This is a genomic window from Cupriavidus sp. 22TCCZM04-2, from assembly GCF_057798895.1.
The window spans coordinates 40,937-52,793 of record NZ_JBYOJS010000023.1 but is presented as its reverse complement, the minus strand read 5'-3'; the positions used below and the strand labels follow the sequence as shown (position 1 = coordinate 52,793).

General features: G+C 65.3%; 11 protein-coding genes. 10 read left to right on the top strand and 1 reads right to left on the bottom strand.

The window, feature by feature from the left end; all coding sequences use genetic code 11:
* Window positions 1-194 precede the first annotated feature (194 nt).
* The 5 genes from AC3FKG_RS25825 to AC3FKG_RS25805 all read left to right on the top strand — a co-directional run bounded on the left by AC3FKG_RS25825 (window position 195) and on the right by AC3FKG_RS25805 (window position 6,225).
* Window positions 195-833 (top strand): response regulator, encoded by a 639-nt coding sequence (locus AC3FKG_RS25825; RefSeq protein ID WP_488744485.1) that lies wholly within the window; start codon window positions 195-197, stop codon window positions 831-833.
* Window positions 834-1,065: 232 nt separating this feature from the next.
* Window positions 1,066-1,623 carry a fimbrial protein gene (locus tag AC3FKG_RS25820; protein ID WP_488744484.1) on the top strand — a complete coding sequence of 186 codons (558 nt, stop codon included), beginning with the start codon at window positions 1,066-1,068 and terminating at the stop codon, window positions 1,621-1,623.
* Between the two features lie 105 nt (window positions 1,624-1,728).
* Window positions 1,729-2,457: a fimbria/pilus periplasmic chaperone gene (locus AC3FKG_RS25815; RefSeq protein ID WP_488744483.1), complete on the top strand. Its 729-nt coding sequence runs from the start codon at window positions 1,729-1,731 to the stop codon at window positions 2,455-2,457.
* Between the two features lie 116 nt (window positions 2,458-2,573).
* The gene (locus AC3FKG_RS25810) at window positions 2,574-5,207 is read left to right on the top strand and encodes a fimbria/pilus outer membrane usher protein (RefSeq protein ID WP_488744482.1); all 2,634 of its coding nucleotides are present in this window, start codon (window positions 2,574-2,576) and stop codon (window positions 5,205-5,207) included.
* A complete protein-coding gene (locus AC3FKG_RS25805) occupies window positions 5,191-6,225 on the top strand; it encodes a fimbrial protein (RefSeq protein WP_488744481.1) in 1,035 nt (344 codons plus the stop codon). Before AC3FKG_RS25810 ends, AC3FKG_RS25805 begins: the two co-directional genes overlap by 17 nt.
* Window positions 6,226-6,234: 9 nt before the next feature.
* Here AC3FKG_RS25805 and AC3FKG_RS25800 read toward each other — a convergent pair whose 3' ends face one another.
* Window positions 6,235-7,857: a sigma 54-interacting transcriptional regulator gene (locus tag AC3FKG_RS25800; RefSeq protein WP_483711384.1), complete on the bottom strand. Its 1,623-nt coding sequence runs from the start codon at window positions 7,855-7,857 to the stop codon at window positions 6,235-6,237.
* 341 nt (window positions 7,858-8,198) lie between these two features.
* Here AC3FKG_RS25800 and AC3FKG_RS25795 point away from each other — a divergent pair, with 341 nt between their 5' ends.
* Genes AC3FKG_RS25795 through AC3FKG_RS25775 form a run of 5 tightly spaced genes read left to right on the top strand, consistent with a single transcriptional unit; the run spans window position 8,199 to window position 11,812 of the window.
* Window positions 8,199-8,453, top strand: coding sequence for a phenol hydroxylase subunit (locus AC3FKG_RS25795; protein ID WP_483711383.1), 255 nt, complete (start codon window positions 8,199-8,201; stop codon window positions 8,451-8,453).
* A gap of 47 nt (window positions 8,454-8,500) precedes the next feature.
* Window positions 8,501-9,508: an aromatic/alkene monooxygenase hydroxylase subunit beta gene (locus tag AC3FKG_RS25790; RefSeq protein ID WP_488744480.1), complete on the top strand. Its 1,008-nt coding sequence runs from the start codon at window positions 8,501-8,503 to the stop codon at window positions 9,506-9,508.
* A gap of 17 nt (window positions 9,509-9,525) precedes the next feature.
* Window positions 9,526-9,798, top strand: coding sequence for an MmoB/DmpM family protein (locus AC3FKG_RS25785; RefSeq protein WP_483711381.1), 273 nt, complete (start codon window positions 9,526-9,528; stop codon window positions 9,796-9,798).
* Window positions 9,799-9,836: 38 nt separating this feature from the next.
* Complete coding sequence (locus AC3FKG_RS25780; RefSeq protein ID WP_483711380.1) at window positions 9,837-11,429, top strand: aromatic/alkene/methane monooxygenase hydroxylase/oxygenase subunit alpha; 1,593 nt, start codon at window positions 9,837-9,839, stop codon at window positions 11,427-11,429.
* Window positions 11,430-11,449: 20 nt separating this feature from the next.
* On the top strand, window positions 11,450-11,812 hold the full coding sequence (locus tag AC3FKG_RS25775) for a phenol hydroxylase subunit P4 (protein WP_483711379.1): 363 nt from the start codon (window positions 11,450-11,452) through the stop codon (window positions 11,810-11,812).
* The last annotated feature ends 45 nt before the right edge of the window (window positions 11,813-11,857 follow it).

Sequence of the window (11,857 nt, the reverse complement as noted above, 5' to 3'; positions counted from 1 at the left end):
CCCGGATTTCGGCGCAACCGGACACGCGCTGCAATCCCGTCTGAAATTTCCGATAGGGCATTCAGCCTTTGCCCAATATCGGGCGTTCTGTAGGAAACCTACTATCCAGTCAGCAAGCGGTTCCAGCCCGGACCATGCCGCCGGGGATCGCGCGGAACTGCTGGAAGACCCCCATTTGCAAAGGAGACCTGGCCATGATCAAGGTGTTGATTGCCGACGACCACCCGATCGTGCTGGGCGGCATGCGCCAGGAACTGGCCCGGGAACTCGGGATGCAGATGGTCGGGATGGCCAGGAACTCTACGGAACTGGTCCGCCTGCTGGAAACCACGGCCTGCGATGTCATTGTCACCGACTACTCGATGCCGGGCGGCGAGATCGGCGACGGGCTGCCGATGCTGCAGATCCTGCGACGGCGCTATCCGGCCACGCGAATCGTGGTGATCACCATGTTCGACAACCCCGCGCTGCTCCAGAGCATTCGCAAGACCGGCGTTTCCGTCATCCTCAGCAAGGCGGATCCGCTGCATCACCTGGTGCCCGCGATCCGCGCGGCGTTCAGTGGCCGTAGCTACTTTCCGCCGTCGCAGCAACCCATGGTGGAAGTCGAGATGGAAGCTGTCGAGCCTGGGCCGAGGCTGTCGCAGCGCGAACTCGAGGTGCTGCGCAAATGCGCCGCGGGTTTTTCGCTGGTGGAGATCGCGCGGCAGGCGAATCGCAGCAGCAAGACCATCAGCGCGCAGAAGAGCATGGCAATGAAGAAGCTCGGGCTGACCAGCGGCTTCGAGTTGTACCAGTACGCCGTCGAACACGGCCTGCTTCCGGGCGGGTAATCGCGACAGCTTGCCAGGGCTGCAACCATGCGGATTTCCCGGGCACTTAGAAATCGCCACCAGATTAAGGGATCCCTTATTCAGGCCGCAGAGCGGCGTGAATACGATTCCACTCGTTCTGTGGCCGTGCACCGTCATGTTGGCGCATGGCCACGAGACCAGGAGCCAGTGGGCCGCGTCAGACCGACCTGGCCCCGGTTTCGCAACTTTCCAACCTAAAGACAGATCCAGAATGAATACCAAGCTCTTCACCGCACTGCTGATCGCTGGTGCGTGTATCGGCACGCCGTTTGCGCATGCATCGGATGGCACGATAACCTTCAAGGGTCAGATTACCGACACCACCTGCACTATCACGACCGGCAATGCAGGCAGTTTTACCGTAACGCTGCCCAACGTCTCGAAGACCCACCTGACCGCCGCCGGCAGCACCGCCGGCACGACCGGATTCCAGATTGCGCTGAGCAACTGCAATCCGGCCAGCGGCAACGTCCACGCATTCTTCGAAGCCGGCGCCAATGTTGACCCGGCCACGGGCCGCCTGGTGAACACCGACATCGTCGGCAGCGGCGGTGCGGCCAACGTGCAGATCGGGCTGCTCAACCCGTCCAATGGCAGTCCCATCTCGATTGGCGCTTCCGACGGGGCCCCACAGAATTCGCTGGCCCAGCCGATCAACCCGGACGGCACGGCGCTGCTGCCGTACGCGGCCCAGTACGTGGCAACCGGTGGCGCCGCGACGGCCGGCTCCGTTGCGTCGAGCGTGACCTACATCCTGTCCTACCAGTAAAGCCGCGTGTCCGGCACGAACGCAGCCAGCGGCCGCGCTCGTGCCGGACACGACCAAGTTGCGATGCCTAGTTACATACTCTTCAAAAGGTGGCCCCGTTGCGCGATGCTGCTGGCCGTGCTGATTGGTATGAGCCTTGCGGCCGCCACTGCCGCACAGGCTTCGGTTGTCATTGCAGGAACCCGCGTCATCTACAGTGCCCGGGACCGGGAAGTCACCGTCAAGCTGACCAACGAAAGCAAGACACCCGCACTGGTGCAGTCCTGGCTGGATAACGGCGACCCCTCTGCGCCTCCGGCAAGCATCAGCGTTCCATTCGTGCTGGCACCGCCCGTCGCGCGCATCGATTCCGGCAAGGGCCAGAGCCTGCGCATCGTCTACACCGGCGAGCCCCTGCCCACGGATCGCGAATCGGTTTTCTGGCTCAACGTGCTTGAAATCCCGCCCAAGCCGAACGCCGACGAGGCCGGCCCGAACAAGCTCCAGCTGGCATTCCGTTCGCGCATCAAGTTCTTCTACCGCCCTGCGGGACTGAAAGGCGAGGCGGGCGAAGCTCCGGCAAAGCTTGTATGGCGTCTCGCCAGGGCCGATGGCCAGTCCGTGCTGGAGTGCCAGAACCCGACCCCATTCCACGTTTCGGTCGTCAGCGTCGAACTGGCGGGCGGCGGCAGGCGCGCCGTCAACGACCGCGGGGCCATGGTGGGCCCTGGCGAAACCCTCCGGTTCCCGCTTAGGGGCGACATCCCCGGCCCGGACAGCAAGGTCCGCTACCACACCCTGAACGACTGGGGCGGGTCAAACGACGGCGAAGCGCAGCTGGCAGCGGCCAATTAGCCATCCTCCCAAAAGGCCGCGCGCCGCGCCGCCTGCCGGTTCCCTCAGTTCTCTCCAGTCCGACAGATGCCGCTCACTGGCAGGGCGGTGGCTGCCACAGTTGTTGAGCAATCGTGATGCGAGTCAGTAGAAATACCCGCCTGTTCCCGCCGCGCCTGTGCCCGCTCTGCGTGGTGGCGCTGTCGCTGTTCGCTGCGGCGTCAAGCCGTGCCGCCACGACGGGGCCAGGGGCAATCGAATTCAATGACGAATTTCTGCGGCAGCCAGGCGGCACCAGGCTGGACATCTCGCGCTTCAACCAGGGCAACGTGCCGCTGCCCGGGACCTATCGGGCCGACTTGCAGGTCAACGGCGCGTGGCTGGGCATGGTCGAAGTCGAATTGCGCCAGACCCACGCCGATACCGGCAATGTCCAGCCTTGCTTTGACCGTGCGCTGCTTCAGCGCGCCGGCGTGGACATCACGCGCCTTGCGCCGGAAGCGGCCGACCGCCTGGCCCGCACGACGCCCGCGGACTGCCTGACCTTGCCCGAACTGGTGCCGGGTGCGAGCGCCGGATTCGATAACGGTGAACAACGGCTGGAACTGACCATTCCGCAGTCCTTCCTGAACCGTAGCGCGCGCGGCTACGTCGATCCGCGCTACTGGGACGAAGGCATCAATGCCGCGCGCCTGCAGTACAACGCCAGCGTCTATCACACGGACAGCGCCGGGATGTCCTCGACGCAAGGCTATCTTGGCCTGAATGCCGGCCTCAACGTGGGGCCCTGGCGCTTCCGGCACTATGGCAGCCTGTCGCACGATTCGGTCAGCGGCAACCGCTACCAGTCAATCCAGACCAGCCTGCAGCGCTCGATCGTGCCGTTGCGCAGCCAACTCGTGATCGGCGATGCCTTTACCGACGGCGCCATGTTCGACAGCTTCGGCTTTCGCGGCGTGCAACTCGCCACCGACGACCGCATGCTGCCCGAATCCCAGCGCGGCTATGCGCCGACCATCCGCGGTATTGCCGCCAGCAATGCGCGGGTGCAGGTGCGCCAGAACGGCAACATCATCTACGAGACCACGGTCGCGCCCGGCGCCTTCGAGATCGACGATCTCTACGCGACCGGCTACGGCGGCGACCTGGAGGTGCTCGTGGCCGAGGCCGACGGCAGCGTGCGTGCCTCGGCGGTGCCCTACGCGCCCGTGGTCAACGCGCTGCGCCCGGGTGTGTGGCGCTATGGCGTGACATCGGGCCAGTACCGGAACACCAGTGTCCATGACACGCCACTCTTCATGCAAGCGACGGTACAGCGCGGCATCTCCAACCTGTTCACGGGCTATGGGGGGGTACTGGCGGCCGAGAACTACCTGTCGTTTGTGCTGGGGATGGCGCTGAGCACGCGCTATGGCGCCTTCGGCGCCGACATCACGCAAGCCAGCACGCGGCTCGCCAACCAGCACCGCAGCGGCCAAAGCGTGCGCCTGTCCTACAGCAAACTGGTGGCCCCGACGCGAACCAACGTGACACTGGCCGCCTACCGGTATTCCACCCGCGGCTTCCTGAACTTTGCCGATGCCGTGGCAACGCGCAGCCAGGAGACGGCCACCACCGACGCACCGCTGCAGGGCATCCGCCGCGGACGCCTGCAAGTGACCGTGAGCCAGAGCCTGCCGCCCGGGTATGGCAACTTCTACCTGTCCGGCACCACCCAGGACTACTGGGACCGCGGCGGACGCGACACCCAGTTCCAGGCGGGCTACAACAGCAGCTACAAGCGCGTGAGCTACGGTGTTTCGGCCACCCGGCAGATCAACCTGGGCAGCGGCAAGTGGGAAAACCGCATCATGCTCACACTGGGCGTGCCGCTCGGCAAGGCGCCGCAGGCACCGTACTCCATGACGAGCCTGCAAAGGGACTCGTCCGGCGTCACGGGCGTGCAGGAATCGCTGACCGGCACGCTCGGGACCGACAATACCCTGACCTATGGCCTGAACGCCAGTCACAGCAGTGGCGGCGACAGCGCGGTCGCCAACAGTGTTGCAGCCAATGTCGGCTATGTCTCGCCCGTGGCGACGCTGACCGCCAATGCGGGCCGCAGCAACAGCTACAGCCAGCTCGGCGCCGGCATCTCGGGCGGTATCGTGGCCTATGCCGGTGGCGTGACCTTCATGCCGACGCTGGGCGACACGGTTGCCATCATCGAGGCCGACAACGCCGCCGGCGCACGCGTCGCGAATGCCACTGGCGTGCGGGTCGGCCCATGGGGCCGTGCCGCGGTGCCGAACCTGATGCCGTTCTCGCGCAACCAGATCGAGATCGATCCGAAGGACCTGCCGCTCAACGTGGAGCTGCGGTCCACCATGCAGCAGGTGGCGCCGACCTCCGGCGCCGTGGTGCGCGTGCGTTTCGATACCGGCAGCGGTGGCGAGGTTGTGATCCTGCGCGTGCGCACTGCCGACGGCAAGCCGCTGCCATTTGGTGCCGAGGTGTTCGATATCGACGGGCACCTTGCGGGAACCGTCGGCCAGGACGGACGACTGGTCGCGCGGGGCCTCCGGCGCGGTGCGGGGGTGCTTACAGCGAAGTGGGGGGCGCAGAACGCCGATACCTGTTCGTTCGCCTATTCGCTGCCGGCGCAGGACCCGTCCCCGCGCGCGGGGTTGCCATTTGCCCAGAGCATGTGCGGCGATGGCACGTCCACGATCGAGAGCGCGGATGCATCGCGACGCATAAGCAAGGAGCACCAAAATGAACTGGTCCGATAACCGGGCACGCCCGAAGGCGGCACTGCATGGCATGCTGTTTTCGCTCTTGCTGCTTGGCGCGCAGATGGCCCGTGCCGACTGCACGGCGACGCCCGCGATGCCATATCTGCAGGCCGTGGGCGATATGGCGGTAGTGACCACGCTTCCGGTCGGCAGCACCATTCCGGGCACGGTGCGCAACTACACCTTCACAGGGACCTGTACCAACGTCGCGCCATACGTCATTCCAGGCGCGCAAATCGTGGCCTGCTACTACGGGTCCGGCACCGAGGGCCCGAGCGGCGTCTACTCGACCGGGGTTGCCGGGATTGGCATTCGCCTGCGCAACGCGGCAGGGCAGGCCATCAGCAATGCGGCGGGGGTCCGCTGCGACACCCGGGGCGAGGGGCTCGGCAACCTGAATGCCGACATGACGTACGCCATCTCGGTCTCGATCGAGTTCGTCAAGACAGGACCGGTCAGTGGTGGCACGCTGGACGCCACGCAGACCCGCTTCGGCTTTGGCGTCTACGGAGGATCGACCGCCGGTGCCCTGGGCGGCCGCGACGTCAACTACATCGGCTTCAGCGGCAACGTCGTCTCGCGCCCGATCACCTGCAGCGTGACCTATCCTTCGACTGTCACGCTGCCAGCGGTGCGGGCTTCCGCTTTGCGTCCCTCCGGTGCAACGGCAGGCACTACACCGTTCACCATCGGCGTCACCTGTGACGCGGTAGCCAATGTCGGCGTCACATTCGACGGTGCGGCCGGCACGCCTGTGCAGGCTGCCGCCTCCGGGGTCCTTGGCCCATCGAATGCCGGAGCGCCGGGAGCGGCTACAGGCGCCGGCTTCCAGATCGTAAGCGGCGGCAGCTATCAGCCCGTGCCGCTGCAGGTGCGCAATCCGCTGGGTAGTATCCAGGCGAATATTCCTGCTTCGTACAACTATGCCGTGCGGTACATCGGCCTGAACAACGGCCTCCCGATAACCGCAGGGACGTTGGCCAGCGCGGCGACCTTCACGTTCGATTACCAGTAGGCCGGCCGTTCACTTCTTCAGCCGATACGCGAGCTGCGGCCGCGTGATCCCCAGCATGCGCGCCGCCGATGACAGGTTGCCGCGCGTCGTGTCGATGGCGAGCTGCATCAGCCGCCCCTCGATCTGCGGCAGCGACACCTGCTGGTCCAGCAGCTTTTGCAGCAGGGCATCGGCGTCCTCGGGCGCTTCGGTGGCCTGCTGCTGGCTGGCGAACAGGTGGGAAATGTCGATCAGCCCCGCCGCGGGCGCGAGCAGCACGCCTCGCTCGATCATGTTCTCGAGTTCACGGATATTGCCGGGCCACTGGTACTGCATAAGCGCATCGCGGGCGCGCTGGCTCAGCCCGCGCACCTGCTTCTGGTAGCGCGCGTTGAAGCGCTGGATGAACGCCTGCGCAAGTTCCGGGATATCCTCGCGCCGTTCGCGCAGGGCCGGGATGGCGACCGGGTAGGTGCTGATCCGGTAGAACAGGTCCGCGCGGAACTGCCCCTGGCGGATCGCCTGTGCCAGGTTGACGTTGGTGGCCGCAATCAGCCGCACATCGATCTTGCGCGTCTCGACCCCGCCAAGCCGCTCGACTTCCGCGTTCTGCAACACACGCAGCAGCTTGACCTGTGCCGACAGCGGCAGGTCGCCGATCTCGTCGAGGAACAGCGTGCCGCCGTGCGCGCGCTCGAAGCGGCCGGGGCGTGACTGCTGTGCGCCCGTGTAGGCGCCTTTCTCGACGCCGAACAGCTCGGATTCGATCAGCTCGTGCGGGATCGCCGCGCAATTCACGGCAATGAACGGCTGCTCGGCGCGCGGGCCGTGGTCGTGCAGCCAGCGCGCGAACATCTCCTTGCCGGCGCCGGTCTCGCCAGTCAGCAGCACGGTGATATGGCTGTCCGCCGCCGCCGACAGCAGGCCGAAGGCTTCGCGGAACGCCGGGGACTGGCCGATCAGGTTGCCCTGGTTGGCGCCGCACAGGGTCTCGCGCAGCGTGCTGACTTCCTGCTGCAGCGTGAGCAGGTCGCTGATGACCGAGTCGGGCTCGAAGTACTTCAGGTAGTCGGGGTCGTCCCAGGCCTCGGCTGGCTTGCCGACGATGCGGCACAGCGCATCGAGGCGGCGCTGGCACTCGGTTTCCTTGTAGATGACCAGCCGGTCCATGAAGGTGCTGCTGTAGCCCGACGCATAGCCGAGCTGCACCCAGCAGCCGCCTTCCTCGCGGCTCAGTTCCTCGTTGTAGGGCGCTTCGCCTTCCCAGGAGTCCTGCCAAAGGAATTCCCCATAGAAGTGGCCGGTGTCGCGATCGATCTCCAGCCGGACCGGATCGACCCGCGTCACGCCTTCCAGCATGTGCAGTTGCGGGCCAAGCAGGAACGCGTCGTTGGGCGAGGTCTCGAGTTCCTCCTTGCGTTCGCGCTTGACCATCTCGGCGTCCCGCATGCCCTGCGCGTAGCCCATGCGGATCAGCAGACCCTTGCCGCGTTCCAGGCCCAGCGTATCGAGGATCTCCTTGCGCAGGTAGCTCAGGGCCTCGGTGTGCATCAGCACCATGCGGGAATCGCCGAGCCGGATCTGTGCGGCCTTGGGGTCGATCGTCAGCAGCGAAGCCAGGTCGAATGGCGGCTGCTTGGGGGGCGCGGTCATCTCCATCTCCAGAATGCCTGCGGGCGCGAATCGATCCGGAGAGGAACGTCCTTGGCCTCGGTTTTTCCGTAGCCTAACACGCGGTTTCGCAAGCCAGGCAAGCGCGGGGATTCCCCGTGGACAGCATGGTGCGTCGCAATATCCGTGGATTTGATCATTTGATGAAAACAGGCTTGATCCCCTCATCAAATCATCAAGCGGGTGCGCCGTGGCAACGCCTTGGAATTTCCCGCAATCCCTTGTGCCATGCGGCCTGGCAGCCGGTGGCACGGCCTTCGCTATATGTCTCCACACCCGGAACCATGCACACCCACCGATGTGCATCGCAGCAGGAGCGAGACATGACCACACCGTTTTTCCATGCCAACGTCCCGGCCCGCGGACGTGCCCAGCCCTATGTCCGGGTGACCGCGCGCGATGAACACTGGGTCGAGTTCGAGTTCTCGCTCGGCGACCCGGCGCTCTACGTGGAGCTGGTCATGCGCCCCGAACAGTTCTCCGCGTTCTGCGCCACGCAGTGCGCCATCACGGTGTCGCACCTGCTGGGCCGCGCACTGGAATTCGAGCGCGACAAATGGAGCGAAACCGTGGCCTGACGCCGCGGCCGATCCGAACACCACAAGGGAGACAGGAGCAACCCACCATGCAAATCGATATCCGTACCGACAGCGTCAGTCCGATCCGCCAGACCTTCGCCAACCTGCAACGGCGCCTGGGCGCCGACAAGCCGGCCACGCGTTACCAGGAGGCGATGTACGACCTGCAGCCGGAGACCAGCTTCCATTACCGCCCGCTGTGGCAGCCGCAATACGAACTCTACGACGTGCGCCGCACGCAGGTGGTCATGCAGGACTGGTACGCGCTGAAGGACCCGCGCCAGTTCTACTACGGCACGTACGTCAACGCCCGTGCGCGCCAGCAGGACGCGATGGAGAAGAACCTGGACTTCGTCGAGAAGCGCGGCCTGCTGGCATCGCTGCCGGCGCCCCTGCGCGAACTGCTGACGCTCGGCGTGGTGCCGCTGCGCCATGTCGAGTGGGCGGCGAACATGAACAACGCCGCGATCACGGCCTATGGCTACGGCTCGGCCATCACCGAAGCCGCCATGTTCCACACCATGGATCGCCTGGGCATTGCGCAGTACCTGACCCGCATCGGCCTGCTGGTCGGCGACAAGGCCGCGGTCGAAGCCGCCAAGACGGCATGGATGGAAGACCTGGCCTGGCAGCCATTGCGCCATGCGATCGAAGACCTGATCGTGCGTGACGACTGGTTCGAACTGCACGTGGCGCAGAACCTCGTGATGGACGGGCTGCTTTACCCGCTGGTCTACCAGCGCCTGGATGCGCGCCTGTCCGCCGAAAGCCCCGCGTTCTCGCTGGTCACCGACTTCATGACCGCCTGGTATGCCGAGACCACGCGCTGGGTCGATGCAACGGTGAAGGCAGCCGCGCAGGAATCTCCCGCGAATGCCGGCGTGATCGCAGGCTTTGCCTTTGCATGGCTCGACCGCTTCCAGCACGCGCTGGCCCCGCTGGTACGCCGCCTGTTCGCCGGCGAAGCCGATGCGGTGCTTGGTGAAGCGGTTGCCACGCTGGACAAGCGCCTGGCGGGGCTGGGGCTGCTCCGCGTCACCGACGCTGTTGCATGACATCAAGGACGAACGCCATGACCGCACAGATCGTATTCATCGCCCTGCAGGCCAACGAAGAGATGCGTCCCGTGATCGACGCAATCGAGGCCGACAACCCGCACGCCACCATCAACCGCTATCCGGCCATGGTCAAGATCGACGCGCCCGGGCGCCTGGAAATCAACCGCGCCAGCGTGGAAGAGCGCATCGGCCGCGCGTGGGACGTGCAGGAACTGCAGCTCGGCCTGATTTCGCTGGCCGGCAATATCGACGAAAGCGAAGACCAGTTCGTACTGGCGTGGCACTGAGCCGAAAGTTGAACAGCAAGAACACTGGAGACAAGGATATGACCACCGCCACTGCAATCGCCACCGCCGCGCGGCAGGCTACCAGCCCCAAGCTGTCGCTCAAGGAGAAGTACGCGATCCTCACGCGCGACCTCGGCTGGGAAACCACCTATCAGCCCATGGATGCCGTATTCCCGCACGACAAGTTCGAAGGCATCGTGATCCATGACTGGGACGGCTGGGAAGATCCGTTCCGCCTGACCATGGATGCGTACTGGAAATTCCAGTCCGAGAAGGAGCGCAAGCTGTACGCGATCATCGACGCGTTCCAGCAGAACAACGGCCAGCTCAATGTCAGCGACGCGCGCTACGTCAACGCGCTCAAGCTGTTCCTGACAGGCGTGTCGCCGCTGGAGTATGCCGCGCACCGCGGCTTTGCCATGGCCGGGCGCACGCTGCGCGGCGTGGGCGCGCGCGTGGCGTGCCAGATGCAGTCGATCGACGAGCTGCGCCACTGCCAGACCCAGGTCCACACCATCAGCCACTACAACAAGTACTTCAACGGCTTTTCCGACTGGCGCCACCTGCATGACCGGCTGTGGTACCTGTCGGTGCCGAAGTCGTACTTCGAAGACGCCATGACGGCGGGGCCGTTCGAGTTCATCACGGCGATCTCGTTCTCGTTCGAGTACGTCCTGACCAACCTGCTGTTCATGCCCTTCATGTCGGGCGCCGCCTACAACGGCGACATGGCCACGGTGACCTTCGGCTTCTCCGCGCAGTCCGATGAATCGCGCCACATGACGCTCGGGCTCGAAGTGGTGAAGTTCATGCTGGAGCAGGACCCGGCCAACCGTCCGATCATCCAGAAGTGGATCGACAAGTGGTTCTGGCGCGGCTACCGGCTGCTGACGCTGGTGGCGATGATGATGGACTACATGCTGCCCAGGCGCGTGATGAGCTGGAAGGAAGCCTGGGAAATCTACTTCGAGCAGAACGGCGGCGCGCTGTTCGCCGACCTGGCGCGCTACGGCATCCGCATGCCCAAGTATCACGAGCAGGCCGCGAAGGAGAAGGACCACCTGTCGCACATCGCCTGGTCGATCTTCTACAACTTCAACCACGCCGCAGCGATCCACACCTGGGTGCCGGAGGCGTCCGAAATGACGTGGTTGGCCGAGAAGTATCCCGACAGCTTCGACCGGCACTACAAGCCGCGCTTCGATTACTGGCAGCAGCAACAGCAGGCCGGCCAGCGCTGGTACAACCCGGGCCTGCCGATGCTGTGCCAGGTGTGCCAGATCCCGATGGCTTTCACCGAGCCCGACGACCCGACGCAGATTTGCTACCGCGAGGCCGAGCACGACGGCGACCGCTATCACTTCTGCTCGGACGGCTGCCGCGACATCTTCGTTGACGAGCCCGAGAAGTACGTGCAGGCCTGGCTGCCGGTGCACCAGATCTTCCAGGGCAACTGCGGCGGCGCGACGCTGCCCGAGGTGCTCGACTGGTACCACCTGAGCCCCGCCGACCGCGGCGACTTCGCCGACTCGCAGGACCGCGCCAACTGGGACCGCTGGACCGGTGCCGCAGGCACGCCGGCAGCGGAGCAGGGCGGCAGCGCGCCGTGCTGCGACCACGGACACGACTGAACCCCACACCGGAGACCATCATGCCAGTCATCGCACTGAATCCCGGCTACGCGGGCGAAACCCGCGACCGCGTCGAGAACTTCCACGGCAACCAGCTGGTGTACTTCGGCTGGGACCAGCACCTGCTGTTCTGCAGCCCCTTCACGCTCCCGCTGCCACCTGACATGCCGTTCGGCGCCCTGGTCAGTGATGTCATCACGCCATTGCTGGCGGCGCATCCCGATGGTGCGGCTATCGACTGGACGCAAGTCCAATGGCTGCGCGGCGGCGAGCCATTCGCGCCGGACACGTCCGCCAGCCTTGCGGCCAACGGCCTCGGGCACAAGTCGCTGCTGCGGCTGCGTACCCCCGGCCTGAATGGCATTGGCGGCTCTGGCAACTGACGCTGTCACACCACGGCACCACGGCACCACGGCACCACGGCATTA